Source organism: Streptomyces sp. CG4 (assembly GCF_041080655.1).
GTDB lineage: Bacteria > Actinomycetota > Actinomycetes > Streptomycetales > Streptomycetaceae > Streptomyces.
On record NZ_CP163525.1, the window covers coordinates 1,110,313 to 1,125,755 of the forward strand.

The 15,443-nt window shown below is 71.6% G+C and carries 13 protein-coding genes and 2 pseudogenes; 6 read left to right on the forward strand and 9 right to left on the reverse strand.

The window, feature by feature from the left end; translation table 11 throughout:
- Positions 1–174: 174 nt before the first annotated feature.
- From AB5L52_RS05125 to AB5L52_RS05135, 3 genes and pseudogenes are all read right to left on the reverse strand, one after another.
- A pseudogene (locus AB5L52_RS05125) lies at positions 175–1,085 on the reverse strand (LacI family DNA-binding transcriptional regulator); the annotation flags it as partial.
- Between the two features lie 54 nt (positions 1,086–1,139).
- Positions 1,140–2,495 carry a BNR repeat-containing protein gene (locus tag AB5L52_RS05130; RefSeq protein WP_369368819.1) on the reverse strand — a complete coding sequence of 452 codons (1,356 nt, stop codon included), beginning with the start codon at positions 2,493–2,495 and terminating at the stop codon, positions 1,140–1,142.
- Positions 2,496–2,527: 32 nt separating this feature from the next.
- A pseudogene (locus tag AB5L52_RS05135) lies at positions 2,528–2,707 on the reverse strand (rhamnose ABC transporter substrate-binding protein); the annotation flags it as partial.
- Positions 2,708–2,808: 101 nt separating this feature from the next.
- On the opposite strand from AB5L52_RS05135, the gene AB5L52_RS05140 reads away from it, so the two are divergent.
- Genes AB5L52_RS05140 through AB5L52_RS05150 form a run of 3 tightly spaced genes read left to right on the forward strand, consistent with a single transcriptional unit; the run spans position 2,809 to position 5,677 of the window.
- Positions 2,809–3,564: a (Fe-S)-binding protein gene (locus AB5L52_RS05140; protein WP_369362771.1), complete on the forward strand. Its 756-nt coding sequence runs from the start codon at positions 2,809–2,811 to the stop codon at positions 3,562–3,564.
- Entirely contained in the window at positions 3,561–5,039 is a 1,479-nt protein-coding gene (locus AB5L52_RS05145; protein WP_369362772.1) for a lactate utilization protein B, read from the forward strand. Before AB5L52_RS05140 ends, AB5L52_RS05145 begins: the two co-directional genes overlap by 4 nt.
- Positions 5,036–5,677, forward strand: a complete 642-nt coding sequence (locus AB5L52_RS05150; protein ID WP_351573114.1) for a lactate utilization protein C — start codon at positions 5,036–5,038, stop codon at positions 5,675–5,677. Before AB5L52_RS05145 ends, AB5L52_RS05150 begins: the two co-directional genes overlap by 4 nt.
- A 36-nt stretch (positions 5,678–5,713) precedes the next feature.
- Here AB5L52_RS05150 and AB5L52_RS05155 read toward each other — a convergent pair whose 3' ends face one another.
- Entirely contained in the window at positions 5,714–6,769 is a 1,056-nt protein-coding gene (locus AB5L52_RS05155) for an alpha/beta hydrolase-fold protein (protein ID WP_351030412.1), read from the reverse strand.
- A gap of 171 nt (positions 6,770–6,940) precedes the next feature.
- Here AB5L52_RS05155 and AB5L52_RS05160 point away from each other — a divergent pair, with 171 nt between their 5' ends.
- A complete protein-coding gene (locus tag AB5L52_RS05160) occupies positions 6,941–8,095 on the forward strand; it encodes a betaine/proline/choline family ABC transporter ATP-binding protein (protein ID WP_351030414.1) in 1,155 nt (384 codons plus the stop codon).
- A 25-nt stretch (positions 8,096–8,120) separates the two neighbouring features.
- Here AB5L52_RS05160 and AB5L52_RS05165 read toward each other — a convergent pair whose 3' ends face one another.
- The 5 genes from AB5L52_RS05165 to AB5L52_RS05185 all read right to left on the reverse strand — a co-directional run bounded on the left by AB5L52_RS05165 (position 8,121) and on the right by AB5L52_RS05185 (position 13,031).
- On the reverse strand, positions 8,121–9,056 hold the full coding sequence (locus AB5L52_RS05165) for an ABC transporter substrate-binding protein (RefSeq protein ID WP_369368820.1): 936 nt from the start codon (positions 9,054–9,056) through the stop codon (positions 8,121–8,123).
- A gap of 98 nt (positions 9,057–9,154) precedes the next feature.
- The gene (locus tag AB5L52_RS05170; RefSeq protein ID WP_351030415.1) at positions 9,155–9,826 is read right to left on the reverse strand and encodes an ABC transporter permease; all 672 of its coding nucleotides are present in this window, start codon (positions 9,824–9,826) and stop codon (positions 9,155–9,157) included.
- Entirely contained in the window at positions 9,823–10,551 is a 729-nt protein-coding gene (locus AB5L52_RS05175; protein WP_369362773.1) for an ABC transporter permease, read from the reverse strand. The genes AB5L52_RS05170 and AB5L52_RS05175 overlap by 4 nt, the downstream gene beginning before the upstream one ends.
- A gap of 107 nt (positions 10,552–10,658) precedes the next feature.
- Positions 10,659–12,269: an IS1182 family transposase gene (locus AB5L52_RS05180; RefSeq protein WP_369362774.1), complete on the reverse strand. Its 1,611-nt coding sequence runs from the start codon at positions 12,267–12,269 to the stop codon at positions 10,659–10,661.
- 189 nt (positions 12,270–12,458) lie between these two features.
- Entirely contained in the window at positions 12,459–13,031 is a 573-nt protein-coding gene (locus tag AB5L52_RS05185) for a TetR/AcrR family transcriptional regulator (protein WP_369362775.1), read from the reverse strand.
- Positions 13,032–13,207: 176 nt separating this feature from the next.
- Between AB5L52_RS05185 and AB5L52_RS05190 the strand changes: the two genes are divergently transcribed.
- Both AB5L52_RS05190 and AB5L52_RS05195 read left to right on the forward strand, forming a co-directional pair.
- Entirely contained in the window at positions 13,208–14,065 is an 858-nt protein-coding gene (locus tag AB5L52_RS05190) for an AAA family ATPase (protein ID WP_369368822.1), read from the forward strand.
- Positions 14,062–15,414: a VWA domain-containing protein gene (locus AB5L52_RS05195; protein ID WP_369362776.1), complete on the forward strand. Its 1,353-nt coding sequence runs from the start codon at positions 14,062–14,064 to the stop codon at positions 15,412–15,414. The genes AB5L52_RS05190 and AB5L52_RS05195 overlap by 4 nt, the downstream gene beginning before the upstream one ends.
- The last annotated feature ends 29 nt before the right edge of the window (positions 15,415–15,443 follow it).

The following is a 15,443-nucleotide window of genomic DNA, read 5'->3' on the forward strand; positions in this document are numbered from 1 at the left end:
GGCATGGCCGCGGTGGCCGGTCCCAGTTCAGCACAGGTCCCGGGGCGCGCCGACCCCAGGGATCATGGATTGTTACTGAACTTCCGGTCAGTTCCTGGGCTTCCGGCCGGTGCCCGGACTTCGGTCGGCTCCCGGACTTCGGTCGGCGCCCGGACTCCGTCGACGTCCGGCGCAGCGTGCGACCAGGCTGGAGCGGCGCACCACCAGCTCCGGCTGGAGCACCACCCGGCGGTGCTCGTGGGTCCGCTCGCCCGCGGCCTGCTCGGTCTCCTCCAGCAGCAGTTCGGCGGCGAGGGCGCCCATGGTGACGGCGGGCTGCCGTATGGAGGTCAGCGGTACGGCGGCGGCTGCCGCGAACTCGATGTCGTCGTAGCCGACGATGGCCAGGTCGGCCGGCACGGTGACGCCGGCCGCGTACATGGCCTGCAGCACGCCGAGGGAGAGCAGGTCGTTGGTGCAGAACACACCGGTGGGGCGTTCAGCGCACCGGTGCGGCGGTCGCGGACCTGGTTGAGGCCGGGCGGTCCGCTGACGTGGGCGAGGGAGCGGTGCCCGGCGTCGACCAGGTGGCGGACCGCGAGGGCGCCTCCGGCCACGTCGTCGACGGACACCGAGCATTCGGTGGTGCCCTCGGCGACCCGGTCGACCAGCACGAACGGGATGTTGTGCCGGCGGAAGGACTCGATGTTCCGGCCGGTGGCGTCGGCCGGGGGCAGCAGCACGCCCCGCACCCTCTGCTCGGCGAACAGGGACAGGTACTCGGCCTCCTCGGCGGCGTTCTGGGCCCTGTTGCACACCATCACGCCGAGTCCCGCCTCGTGGGCCGCCCGCTCCGCGCCGCGCGCCACGTCCACGAAGAACGGGTTGCCCATGTCGAGCACGAGCAGGCCCATGATCCGGCTGCGGCCCGCGCGCAGTTGCCGCGCCGACTCGCTGCGGACACAGCCGAGCCGGTCGATCGCGGACAGCACCCGCGCCCGGGTCTCACTGGCGACGGTGTCCGGGCGGTTGATGACGTTCGAGACCGTGCCCACCGACACTCCGGCGGCGCGGGCGACGTCCTTGATACCCACCGACTGGGCCATCGGGCGGAGACCGCCAGGGGACGAGGGGCGGCGGGGACGACCTTCACATTACCGTCACGGGGGCAGGGCGAAGTCGGCCACGTACAGGGGCGAGGGCCTCGTACCGGTCGACTTCTCCTGGTACATGAAGGACAGCACGCCGTCCGCCCGGACCCGCGTCTCGTCGATCACCACCTCACCGAAGGCGTTCAGGCCGGCGCCGTCGTACAGCAGGTTCCAGTCGGTGTGTCCGGAGGCCCGGGAGGCGGCGGCGATACGGCCGAACGGAAGGACGGCGTAGGCGTTGTCGTACCGGTCCAGGACGAGTCCGGTGCGCTGGCTGGAGCGGAGCGGGACGGGGATCTCGGTCTTCTGCCAGCTACCGGCGGCGTTCTTGCGGAGGTGGAAGGCGCGTCCGTGGGCGATGCGGTCGGCGACGTAGTCCGTGGTGCACGGGCCGAAGCGGCCGGGTACGTAGCTGATGATCGCGTGCGGTCGGCCGGCCGAGTCGACGGCCTGGCTCTCCTGGTTCATCAGGGCGTGGTCGGGCCCGAGCGGGTCCACCACCAGCCCCGGGCCGGTCACGGCGACCAGGTTCGGGCCGCCGGTGCTGCCCACGACCGCGCCCGCGTCGTTGCGCCAGGTCCGCCCGCGGTCGGCGGAGTGGACGTATCCGGTGTCGTGATTGGTCAGACCGCCGGCGCTGCACGCCACGGAGGCGCTCTGCTCGCGCCAGGTGAAGAAGGCGTGCAGCCGGCCCCGGGCGTCGTAGTCGATGCCGTGCAGATACATGTTCCGGGCGGTGCTGGACCCGTGCGCGCTGGTGTACGTGCCCGTCGAGCCGCTCCACTCCCCCAGCGCCGTCCACCGCGAACCGTCGTACTCCGCAAGGGCGTTGCGGCCGTCGCCGGAGACGCCCGCGCGGTAACTGAGCTGCAGTCCGCCCTCGGGGGTGGCGAGGAACTGCGGATACGTGAACCGCGGGGTGAGCGTGAGTCCGTCGAGCGTGGTGCGGACGGGCCCGAAACAGGCCGCGGTCCACGGCGGTTCGGTGTCGAGGAGTCCGGCGACGGACTTCACGTAGAAGAAGCCGTCGCTGTGCGCGTCCATGACGACATGCAACCGGCCGTCGGCCCGCGAGACACCCATCGAGATCACATTGTGGGAGTCGTCGCTCTTGAGCCGGTGTTCGAGGGTCACCGTCGACCAGTGCGCAGCGCCCGCGGTGCGGCGGGCGACGGTCGCGCCGCGGTCGGCGGAGTACCAGGCGGCGTACTGCAGGCCCCGGTGGGTGAACAGGCCGTTCTTCTGGAACGAGTTGTTGTTGACGAGACCGTCGTACGACACGAAGTACAGGGCCCGGGCATCGAGGAGGGTACGGCCGAGCCAGGTGATGCCCGGGTCCGCGGGCCCGCTTCCGGCGGCGGTCATGACAACGCGCTGCATCAACACCCCTTCCACACCTAGAAGTTGAACTGATCGATGTTCTTCGCGTCGAACACGGTCGGCTTGCCGAGGTTGATCACACCGTCCCTGTCGATGGTGTACGTCGTCCCGCCCGCCGTGAAGGTCTCGCCCTCCTTGCCGGTGATCTGTCCCGAGGCCAGCGCGACCGTGGTCCGGGCGGCCAGGACGCTGGCGGGCGGCCGAGGCGCGGCTCGCCCGGCGGTGAGCGGCGGTCTCCCCTGGGCGATGTCCGCCGACTACCCTGCACTCGTCCGATGACCGATCCCGAGGAGCCGCGATGCGTGTCGCCCTGTTCCTGACCTGTGTCAACGACACGCTCTATCCGGACACCGGCCGTGCTGTGGTGAAACTGCTGACCAGACTGGGTGTCGACATCGACTTCCCGATGGGCCAGAGCTGCTGCGGGCAGGCACACTACAACACCGGATACCGGCATGAAGCGGAGCCGCTGGCCCGGCACTTCTCCGATGTCTTCGGCGGCTACGACGCGATCGTGACCCCGTCCGGGTCGTGCGGGGCTATGGTGCGGGAGCTGTATCCACGGCTGGGTGAGCGGGCGCGTGCCGAGGGACGCGGGGACTCGCTGGCGCGGGCGCTGGCGCCGGTGGTACCGAAGACGTACGAGCTGACGGAGTTCCTGGTGGACGTGCTCGGGGTGACGGACGTCGGCGCCTCCTACCCGCACAGGGTCACCTACCATCCGACCTGTCACGGCCTGCGCTCCCTCGGTCTGGGCGACCGGCCGCGCCGGCTTCTGCAGGCGGTCAAGGGGCTGGAGCTGGTCGAGTTGCCGGGTGCCGAGGAGTGCTGTGGGTTCGGGGGCACGTTCGCGGTCAAGAACGCGGAGGTGTCGGCGGCGATGGGCGCGGACAAGGTGCGCAGCGCCGAGTCGACGGGCGCTCAGGTGCTGTGCGCGGCCGACAACTCGTGCCTGATGCACATCGGCGGCACGATGAGCCGGCTGCGCACCGCCATGCGGCCGGTGCACATCGCGGAGATCCTGGCGAGCACGGAGGAGGAACCTGCCGTATGAGCGGAACGTTCGTCGGTATGCCGGCCTTTCCGAAGGCCGCGCACGAGGCCCTCGGCAATCCCACCCTGCGCGGAAATCTGCGGCACGCCACCCACACCATCCGCGCCAAACGGGCCCGCGCGGTGGCGGAGTTGGACGACTGGTCGGCGTTGCGCGAGGCGGGCCGCCGGATCAAGGACCACACGCTGCGCCATCTCGACCGCTATCTGGTGCAGTTGGAGGAGTCGATGACGGCGGCGGGCGGCACGGTCCACTGGGCCGCCGACGCGGACGAGGCCAACCGAATCGTCACCCGGCTGGTCAAGGAGACGGGCGAGTCCGAGGTCGTCAAGGTCAAGTCGATGGCCACGCAGGAGATCGGGCTCAACGAGGCCCTTCTGGAGGAGGGCATCCGCGCCTACGAGACCGATCTCGCCGAGCTGATCGTGCAGTTGGGCAAGGACCGGCCCTCGCACATCCTGGTGCCGGCGATCCATCGCAACCGGGGGGAGATCCGGGACATCTTCCGTGCGGAGATGGGCGCGTGGGGCCGGCCGGCTCCCGAGGGGCTCACCGACACGCCAGCCGAACTCGCCGAGGCCGCGCGGCTGCATCTGCGGGAGAAGTTCCTGCGCGCCAAGGTTGGTATCTCCGGCGCCAACTTCATGGTCGCCGAGACGGGCACGCTGGTGGTGGTGGAGTCCGAGGGCAACGGCCGGATGTGTCTGACGCTGCCTCAGACGCTGATCTCGGTTGTGGGCATCGAGAAGGTGGTGCCGACCTGGCGGGACCTGGAGGTGTTCCTGCAGACGCTGCCCCGCTCCTCCACCGCCGAGCGCATGAACCCGTACACGAGCATGTGGACCGGTACGACGGACGACGACGCGCCGCGGACCTTCCATCTGGTGCTGCTCGACAACGGCCGCACCGACACCCTCGCCGACCAGGTCGGCCGCCAGGCCCTGCGCTGCATCCGCTGCTCGGCCTGCCTCAACGTCTGTCCCGTCTACGAACGGGCCGGCGGGCACGCCTACGGCTCGGTGTACCCGGGCCCGATCGGCGCGATCCTCAGCCCCCAACTCCGGGGCACGGCAAGCGAGATCGACGCCTCGCTGCCGTATGCGTCGAGTCTGTGCGGCGCCTGCTACGAGGTGTGCCCGGTCGCCATCGACATCCCCGAGGTGCTGGTGCATCTGCGGGAGCGGGTCGTCGAAGGGGGCCCCGCGGTGCGCCAGGGCAACAAGGTGATGCTGAAGCCGGCCAAGGGGCATGCGGCCGAGCGGGCGGCCATGCGTGCGGCACGCTGGGCCTTCGCCCGCCCCGGCGCCCTGCGCACCGGCCAGCGGCTCGCCTCCCGCACCCGCCGGCTGCACCCCCGTACGCTGCCGGGTCCGGGCCGGGCCTGGAGCGGCACCCGGGATCTGCCGGCCGTGCCGGCGGAGCCGTTCCGGGACTGGTGGCAGCGCACCCACGGCGGAGAGGACGGCGCCAAGTGAGCAGCAGGGACAGGGTCCTGGGCCGGGTGCGGCGGGCGCTCGCCGATGTGACACCGGACGAGCGGCCGTACGAGGAGGCCGTCGGCCGGGACTATCTGCGCGAGCACGGGCGGCGCACGACCGAGCAGACGGTGGAGCTGCTGGCCGACAACCTGGCGGACTACCGGGCGATCGTGCACCGCAGTGGTGCCGAGGAGATGCCGTATCTCGTCATGCGGCTGCTGGCCGCGCACGGCTCGCGGGAGGTGCTGGTGCCGCCCGGGCTGCCGCCGGAGTGGATGTCCGCCGCGGACCCGGTGCGGATCCACGACCGGGCGGTGAGCACACCGCAGCGACTCGACCAGGTGGACAGCGTCGTGACGGGCTGTGCCGTGGCGATCGCCGAGACCGGCACGATCGTCCTGGACGGCTCCCCCGACCAGGGCCGGCGCCGTATCTCGCTCATCCCCGACCATCACATCTGTGTCGTCCGCGTCCCGGACCAGGTGGTCTCCGCGGTCCCGCAGGCTCTTGAACGCCTCGATCCGGCCCGTCCGTTGACCTGGATCTCGGGTCCGTCGGCCACCAGCGACATCGAGCTGGACCGGGTGGAGGGCGTGCACGGCCCGCGGAAGCTGGAAGTGATCCTGCTCGGCTGACGGACCGTGCGGCGCGCCCCGGCGGAGATGGTGACCTCACCCCTTCGGGGCGGATGTCTCGCGGCTGAGGAAGCTGAAGGCGGCCGGGTACAGGCGTGTCCAGGTGTTGTAGTTGTGGCCGCCCGTGGGCAGCACCAGGGTCTGGGTCCGGACCGGGGTGCCGGCCGCGGCCTGGGTGAACTGCTCGATGTAGTGCGGCGGGCTGAGCCGGTCCTGGGCGGACGTGGCCAGGAACAGGCCGACCGGGGCGGTGGTGTGCCGCACCATGTCCGTGGGGCTGGTGCGCTTGCGGAACTCCGGGTCGCCGATCACGCCCTCGTCGCCGGTGAGCGGATCGGGATCCAGTGCGGCGCCGGCCGCGAAGACCTTCGGGTAGGCCAGCGGGAGCCGGGCCGCGCAGAAGCCCCCGGTGGAGAAGCCCATCACGCCCCAGCCCTTGGCTCCGCTCTGGGTGCGGAACTTCTTGCCGAGCAGCTCCGGCACGTCGACCGCCATCCAGGTGGCCACTTTCCGGTTGCGTTGGTCGGTGCAGTCGGTGTCGATGCCGCCCGGGTCGACCGTGGGCATGGCCAGGATGAAGGGATGGCTGGTGCCCGCTTTCATGAGCTGCTCGAATTCCCCGGGCATGCCGCCGTGCTCCAGCCAGGAGGCGGGGCCGCCGGGGACGCCGTGCAGGAGCAGCACCACCGGGAAGCGGGTGTGGCGGTACCGGGGTTCGTTGTACTGCGGCGGTGTCCAGACGATGACCTGCCCGGACAGGGCCGAATGCCGGCCGCGGAAGTACGTGTCCAGCATCCCGGTCTCGGTGTGGGTGAACTTGGCGCGGTCCGCCGGGGGTCCGGGCATGGCCACGGCCCCGTTGTTGCGGCCGAGGAGGTCGTCCCAGGAGGCGTAGAGACCGTAGTCGTTGTTGATCCAGGTCGCGACCACCGAGATGGCGGTGAGCTGGCACAGGCCGATCATCATGAACCGCGACAGCCAGCGCACCGGCTGGGGTCCCCTGACCAGCGACCACAGCGCCATCGTCCCGATCACGCACACTGCCGTGGCCACGATCAGCAGGACGAAAAACGTCGTTCCCGTCAGGCTCAAGAGCCGACCTCCGTCAAGTCCGTGATGAGTGATGATGTCGGGTTGCAACGGAATCACACTCAGGCGCGTTGATCCAAGCCGGTTCTGGCCATGGCTCCTCGCGCCCTCTCGTTCCCTCTCGTTCCGCCTCGTCGCCGAGCGTGCTCCGGTGGGCCCCGTTAGCGTGAGGGAATGATCCGGTTCGAGCAGGTCACCAAGCGGTATCCGGACGGTACGACGGCCGTGGACGACCTCTCCTTCGAGGTGGCCGAGGGCGAGCTGGTCACGCTCGTCGGCCCGTCCGGCTGCGGCAAGACGACGACCATGATGATGGTCAACCGGCTGATCGAGCCGACCTCCGGCCGGATCTACGTCGAGGGTGCGGACATCGCCGCCGTCGACCCGGTGCGGCTGCGCCGCCGCATCGGCTACGTCATCCAGCAGGTGGGCCTCTTCCCGCACCGCACCGTCCTGGACAACACCGCGACCGTGCCCGCGCTGCTCGGCTGGAAGCGGGCGAAGGCACGGGCGCGGGCCGCCGAGCTGCTGGACCTGGTGGGGCTCGACCCGGCGACGTACGGGCCGCGCTATCCGGAGCAGCTGTCCGGCGGGCAGCGGCAGCGGGTCGGGGTGGCACGGGCGCTCGCGGCGGACCCGCCGGTGCTGCTGATGGACGAGCCGTTCGGCGCGGTCGACCCGGTGGTGCGCGAGCAGCTGCAGGACGAGTTCCTGCGGATGCAGGCCGCGGTGCGCAAGACCGTGCTGCTGGTCACGCACGACATCGAGGAGGCCGTCCGGCTCGGCGACCGCATCGCCGTGTACGGGCAGGGTCGCATCGAGCAGTTCGACACCCCGGGCACGGTGCTCGGGGCACCGGCGACCCCGTACGTCGCCTCGTTCGTGGGCGCCGACCGGGGACTGAAGCGGCTGTCGGTCACCGAGATCGAGCCGGACGACCTGGAACAGCCGCCGGTGGCCCGGCTGGACGAGCCCGCCGAACGGGCCGTCGAGCGGCTGCGGGCCGAGCGCGCCCGGTGGGCGGTCGTCCTCGACGCGGACGGCGATCTGCGCGGCTGGGTCGGCATCGACGAGCTGGCGGCGGGCGGCACGGTCGGGGAGCTGACCCACCGGATGACCGCGTGGGTGCCGGTGGGCACGCCGCTGAAGCAGGCGTTCGGGGTGATGCTGCAGTACGACGCCGGGTGGGTCGCGGTGGTGGACGGCGCGCGCTTCCTCGGCGTGCTGACCCCGGCGAAGCTGCACGAGGCGCTGCGCCGCTCGGTGGACGCGGACGCGCGGGGTGTGGCGCGGGGGCAGGTGTCGTTCGACTCGGTGTCGGACGCCTGAGCCCGCGTCGACCCGGTGGCCCTGGTCACTTCAGCAGGCCTTTGTCCTTCAGGTAGGTGCGGGCGACGTCGGAGGCGAGCCGTCGCCAGCTGTCGACCTGCTCGTTCATGGTGGCCAGGTCGGCCGTCGTCAGTACGTCGTTGAGTGTGCCGAGCGCCTTCGTCACGCCCTCGCTGCCCGCGCGGGCGCGGTTGACGACCGGGACGATGTAGTCGGCGTTCTGCAGATGCCTGTCGTCGGCGAGGAGCACCAGTCCGAACTGGTCCAGTGTGGCGTCCGTGGTCGTGGTCAGCACCATCTGGTCCTGCCCGTTCTGCACGGCTCGCTTGGCCTGGGTGGTGCCGACGCCCTTGGGGTCGACGCCGGTGACGTCGATGCCGTAGACCTTCTTCAACCCCGGTGCGCAGTACGGCCGTTGCACGCATTCGTCGCCGGCCGCGAGCCGTACCCTCAGCCGCGCGGCGCCGAGGTCGCCGAGGGTCCTGAGGTGGTGTTCGCGGGCGTAGGCGGCGGTGACCGCGAAGGCGTTCTGGTCGACGGCCCGGCCGGGCGGCAGGACGGTGAGGCCGCGGGGTGTGGCGAGCGCGCGCAGGGCCTTCATCGTCGCGTCGAGGTCGGGTGAGCCGACGGGCTCGGCGGCGGTGCCGTGGGCCTTGGCGTTCAGCCAGTCGGCGAAGGTGGCCGCGTATTCGGGCACGACGTCGATCTGGCCGGACTCCAGTGCCGGTTCGTACAGCTCGCGGTTGGCGACGGTGAGGATGGACGTCTTGTAGCCGGCCTGGTTCAGCAGCTGGGCGTACATCTGGGCGAGCAGGTCGCTCTCGGTGAAGCCGGCCGAGCCGATGGTCAGCTGGTGGCTGTCACCGGGCGGCGCGGTGACCTGGCCGCGGTTCTCCAGGGAGGGACCGGTGGAGCAGGCGGCGAGGGCGAGGAGCAGGAGGGCCGCAAGGACTCTCCTCACGGCCCGCGCCCCGCCCGCACGGGTGCCGGTCACCAGCCGGCCCGCGCCCCCATCGGTGCCGGTCGTCGGCCGCCCCACGCCGCCGTCGGTGCCGGTCCTCATCGGCCGCCCCGCGCCCACACGGGTGCCAGTCGCTCCGCGATCTCGAAGACGGCCTCCACGACGAGCGCGAACACGGCGACGAGCAGGGCGCCCGCGACCACCTGGGGCGTGCTGGCGAGGTTGAAGCCTGCGGTGATGATCCGGCCGAGCCCGCCGCCGCCCGCGAGCGCGGCGATGGTGGCGGTGGCGACGAGCTGGACGGCGGCGATCCGCACCCCGTTCATGATCATCGGCAGGGCGAGGGGCAGTTCCACGCGCAGCAGCATCTGCCGTCCGGTCATCCCCATGCCCCGGGCCGCCCGGACGACGCCGCGATCGACCTCGCGCATGCCGACGTAGGCGTTGGTGAGCAGCGGGGGCACGGCGAACAGCACCAGGGCCGCCACCGTGGGTCCCTCGCCCCACTTGCCGACCGGGGTGAGGAGCAGCAGCACGAGGACGGCGAAGGTGGGGACGGCCCGGCCGACGTTGGAGATGTTGACGGCGAGCGCGCCGCCCTTGCCGAGGTGGCCGAGGACCAGGGCGACCGGGAGCGCGAGCACGCAGCTGATGACGAGACAGACGGCGGTGAGGACGAGGTGCTGGAGCAGCCGGTGCCCGATGCCGTCGTCGCCGGACCAGTGCGCGGGGTCGGTGAGCCAGTGCCAGGCCGCGGTGAGCGTGCTCATACGCGACTCGCCGTCGTGCGCGCCCGCACCCGCCGGGGAGGCACGCGGGTGCGTCCCGCCCGTGTCCACGGTGTGATCAGCCACTGCACAGCCAGCAGGAGCAGGTCGGCGACGACGGCGATCAGCACGCACAGGACGGAAGCGGTGAGCACCTGGGCCTTGAAGTAGGTGTTCATGCCCGCGTAGATGAGGTTGCCGAGACCCCCGAAGCCGACGATCGCGCCGACCGTGACCAGGGAGACCGCCGAGACGGTGGCGATGCGCAGGCCGGCCATCGCGGCGGGCAGGGCGAGGGGGAGTTCCACGGCGAGCAGCAGCCGGATCGGGCCGTAGCCGAGGCCGCGCGCGGCCTGCCGGGTCTCCTCGGGGACCGCGCGCAGGCCGGCGAGGATGTTCCGGACGAGCAGGGTCAGCGAGTACAGCACGAGCCCGGCGACGACGAGCGTGGCCGAGAGGCCGTACACCGGCAGGAGCAGGGAGAACATCGCCAGGGACGGGATGGTGTAGAGGATCGTCGTCACGGCGAGCACCGGACCGGCGGCCCAGCCCCAGCGGCGGGCCAGCACCGCGAGCGGCACGGCGATGGCGAGGCCGATGAGGATCGACACCGCGGTCAGCTGGAGGTGCTGGAGGACCGCGTCCAGGAGGATATGGCGGCGGGTGCGCAGATAGGCGCCGCAGATCCATTCGTTGCGCGCGAGGCAGTCGTCCGGGGGCGCGGTCACGTTTTCATTGGACCGGCCGGGCGAGCGGGTCGGCGCGTTGTGCTGGCCCGTACGGGGGCAGGCGCGGGTGCTAGGTCCTGACTCTGTCGGGGATCTTGGCGGTCTGCTCAGTCTCTGGCGGACCGCCAAGACCTCGGCCGGGGGATCCCGTGCTGGTCCAGGTAGTTCTGGAAGGCGGTCGGCGGCCGTGACGGGGGTGTTTCTCCGGTCGGCGGCCGTCGGCTGAGGCGCTCGATGTTTGCGGCGATGGCTGTGAACACGTGCTGTAAGTGGGCTTTGTGCTGTCCCCGGTAGCGGCAGCGGCGCATGCCGTGTCCGTGGGCGAGTTCGTTGATGGTGCCTTCCACTCCGGAGCGGACCGCGTAGCGGGCCTGCCATTCGGGTGTCTGCTGCTCGGCGCGGACGCGGAGTTGCAGGTCACGGAGTTCTCGCGGGGGAAAGCCCACGCTCCGGGCGTTGTCGGTGGTGGTCGTGCAGCGGGTGCGGACCGGGCAGGGACGGCACTGGCTCTTGGTGAACCGTGCCACGATCAGAGGTGCCGCGGTGGGTGAGGAGGTCGGGTAGGGGCCGTGCCATCCCGCGCTGGTCTCGCCCTGCGGGCAGGTGACCTGGCGGCGGTCGAAGTCGATGTGGAAGTCGTCGCGGCCGAAGCCGTTGTTCCTGCGGTTCTGGCGGGTGGTGTTGACCGGCAGTGGTCCGGTGACCCTGACCTGGTGTTCGCGGGCTGCCTGTTCCAGATGGACCAGGGAGGTGTAGCCGCCGTCGACCAGATGCTCGGCGGGCAGCAGCCCGCGATGCTTGAGCCGGGTGTGGATGCCGGGCAGAGCCTTCGCGTCGTACCCGGTGGCGTCGGTGGTGGCCACATCTGTGATCACGTTGACGCCGTCGGGATCACAGGTTTCGGTGAGGTGTGCGACGAACCCCTTCCAGCGGGTGATGTGTCCGCGGCGCGCGTAGCGGGCCGTCGGGTCGTAGGGCGAGACGACTGCGACGGCAGAGGGCGGCAGCCCGCCGTCCTCGGCGGTGCGCCAGCGCAGGCGGCCGGCCCCGTCGCGGTAGTAGTTCTGCACCATGATCTGCCGCAGGGCTTGGACGCGGGGACCGGACAGGCGTTCCGGCCCGTGCTGCCCGAGGTGCTCGATCAGCCGGACGGCGTCGCCTCCGGTGGCGAGGATTCTGGTCTTGGGGCGGGTGGGGTTCTTGCCCAGACGGACCGGGCGGCCGTAGCGGCGCCCCCACTCCTCGTCGACCAGGCCGGCCAGCAGGTGCGAAGCTGTGCCGGCCAGTTCTTCCAGCGCGGCGCGGACGGCCTCGGTGACCAGTTCCAGCCGGGTCAGGTCGCGGACCGCGGCCAGGACGTGGGTGGAGTCCGTGCGCTGGGTGGTGCGCTCGCGGACGAGACCGGCCTCCTTCAGGCGCGCGAGCGCGAGGTCGAGGAGACGGTCGGCTCGGCCGTCCTCGGTGAGACGGTCGCGGAAGTCGGCCAGCACGCTGTGGTGGAAGCCGGGATCGTCCAGGTCCATGGCCAGCGCGTACTTGAAATCGATGCGGCAGCGAACCGCTTCGGCCGCCTGCCGGTCCGACAGACCGAGGAGGAACTGGAGCACGCAGACGGTGGCCAGCTGGGCGGGCGAGAGGCTGGGGCGGCCGTCACGCGGGTACCAGTCGGCGAAGCCCTCGTCACCCCACAGCCCGCCCAGGTGGTCTCTCACCCACATCGCCGTTGTACCGCCCGGATTGCTCGCCCGCGCCATCTGCGCGGTCAGAGACGGGACTTGCTCACCAGAACGGGCATGGAGCGACAACGAGCACCTCGACAACTGCATCGGTCCTTGAACAGAGCCGAGCATGCCCGTTGATCACGCTGCCCCGCCAGGGATCCTCAAGATCCCCGACAGAGTCAGGGCCTAGTGCATCCCCGCCGCGTCCAGCAGCGCGGTCACCGTCTTCGTGGCGAGTCCGTCGTCCAGGCGTTCCACTCCGGCGCCGGCCCGGGCGCTGGCGCCGTCGAAGACCAGCACCAGCTGGCGGGCGAGCAGCTCGGGGTCGCGGGCGCCGCCGCGCTCGGCCTCGGCGCGGAAGGTCTCGGCCAACCGGTCCTTGACCGTGCGGGCGACCACGCTCGCCGGGTGCCCCGGGTTCTTCAGCTCCACCAGCACGGCCAGGTAGGGGCAGCCGTGGTAGTCGGCTGCCACGGAGGCCTGCTCCAGGCGTGCGAAGACGTACAGGATGCGCTCGCGCGGGGTCGCGCTCTGCGGGTCGGGGTGCGCGAGCTGGGCGTCGTACCGCGGGATGCGCTGTTCCAGGCTCGCGGCGAGCATCGCGTCCTTGCTGTCGAAGAACTGGTACATGGACCGCTTGGAGACGCCCGCCTCCCGGCACAGCGCCTCGATGCCGACGGAGACGCCGTCGCGGTAGGAGAGACGGGCCGCCGCGTCGAGCAGCCGGTCGCGCGGGGACACCTTGTCTGTGGAGGCCATGCAGCGAGGTTAACCGGAGCGGGGACGAAAGGAAACCGATCGGTGTATATCGCTCGGCGTCCCGGCCGGTTCCGCCGCGTCCCGGGGACGGAGAGACGCTGATCCGCGTGACACAGGGACTGAACAAGCGCTTAGATAGGAGCCCGGACACCGTTCCCGACCCGCCGGAGGCCCCGTTGTTCACGTCCGTCGACGACGTCTCCGCCCGCCTCGCCGAGACCGGCTACCTGGCCTCGCCCGCCGTCGCCACGACCGTGTTCCTCGCCGGCCGGCTGGGCAAGCCGCTGCTGGTGGAGGGCCCCGCCGGGGTCGGCAAGACCGAGCTGGCCAAGGCCGTCGCCCAGGTGGCCGGGGCCCGGCTGGTGCGGCTGCAGTGCTACGAGGGCGTGGACGAGTCCCGGGCGCTGTACGAGTGGAACCACGCCAAGCAACTGCTGCGGATCAGCGCCGGCCGCGACGAGAACTGGGACGACACCCGCACCGACATCTTCAGCGAGGAGTTCCTGCTCCCCCGCCCGCTGCTCACCGCCATCCGCGGCGACGAGCCCACGGTGCTGCTGATCGACGAGACCGACAAGGCCGACGTCGAGATGGAGGGGCTGCTCCTGGAGGTGCTCAGCGACTTCCAGATCACGGTCCCGGAGCTGGGCACCGTCACCGCGACCCGCCGCCCCTTCGTGGTCCTCACCTCCAACGCCGGCCGGGAGCTGTCCGAGGCACTGCGCCGCCGCTGTCTGTTCCTGCACATCGGCTTCCCGGAGGAGGAGCTGGAGCGGCGGATCGTACGGCTGAAGGTGCCGGGCCTCGGCGCCGCGCTGACCGAGTCGGTGGTGCGGGTGGTCGGGGCGCTGCGCGCGATGGACCTGCGCAAGGTGCCGTCCGTCGCCGAGACCATCGACTGGGCGCGCACCCTGCTGGCCCTGGGCGCCGACACCCTGGACGAGACGGTCGTACGGGACAGCCTCGGGGTGATCCTCAAGCATCAGGACGACATCCAGAAGGCGGCGGCGAAGCTCGATCTGGACGCGCTGTGACCGAGGTCGCCGACCGGATCACCGGCCTCGTCGGGGCGCTGCGCGCGCATGGCGTGCGGATCGGCACCGGCGAGAGCGTGGACGCGGCTCGCGCGGTGGAGGCGCTGGGGCTCGCGGACCGGGAGCGGCTGCGCGAGGGGCTGGCCGCGACTCTGTTGCACGGCCCGGGGCAGCGGGCGGTGTTCGACCCCGTCTTCGACCTGTACTTTCCGCGCGCGGTCGGGGACCTCAAGGACTCCGGCGCGGACCGGGACGAGCTGCGCGACCGGCTGGCCGAGGCCCTGGCCGCCAACGACCAGGTCCTGATGGCCCAGTTGGCGGCCGAGGCGGTCGACGGCATGGGCGGATACGGCAGTTCACCGGGCTCCGACGGCTTCTCGGCGTACCAGACCCTCGAACGGCTGCGCCCGCAGACCCTGTTGGCCCGGGTGCGGGCGGATGTCCGGGGCCGGGACGGCAGCGGTGCCGGGTTCGCGGACCGGTTGCTGGACGACGAGATCCGGCGCCGTATCGAGGAGTTCCGGCGGCTGGTCGGGACGGAGGCGCGGCGCCGGGTCGCCGAGCGGCGCGGACGCGACGAGATCGCCCGGCGCGGCGTCGTGCCCACCGCGGACCGGGTGGACTTCCTGTTCGCCGGCCGGGACCAACTGGCCGAGCTGCGCAGGGCCGTATCGCCGCTCGCGCGCAAGCTGGCCACCCGGCTGGCGGCACGCCGGCGCCGTGCCGCGCGCGGCACGGTCGACCTGCGGCGCACGTTGCGTTCCTCGCTGTCCACCGGCGGGGTGCCGATGCGGCCGGTGCTGCGCCGACGCCGCCCGGTCCGCCCCGAGCTGGTGCTGCTCTGCGATGTGTCCGGTTCGGTCTCCGGCTTCTCGGACTTCACGATGCTGCTGGTGCAGGCGCTGCACGACCAGTTCAGCAAGGTCCGCGTGTTCGCCTTCGTCAACCGGCTCGACGAGGTCACCGGCCTGCTCGGCCACGGGCGCGCCGACCCCGACGGGCTCAGCGCCCGGATCCGCGCCGAGGCCGTGCTCACCGGCTGGCACGGCAGCAGCGACTACGGCGTCGCCCTGGGCGAGTTCGCCGAGCGGTACGGCGACGCGGTGGGTCCGCGTACGACGGTGTTCGTCCTCGGGGACGCCCGGACGAACATGAGCGACCCGAACCTGGCCGCCGTACGCGACGTCGCCCGGCGGGCCCGCCGCGTGTACTGGCTGAACCCCGAGCCGCGCGCCCAGTGGGGCACCGGTGACTCGGCCGCGCCCGCCTACGCCGAACTGGTCGAGATGCACGAGTGCCGTACGGCCCGTCAGCTCAGCGCGCTGATCGCCCGGCTGCTGCCGGTGTGATCGACTGGTCCGAACGACCGCGGAGAACG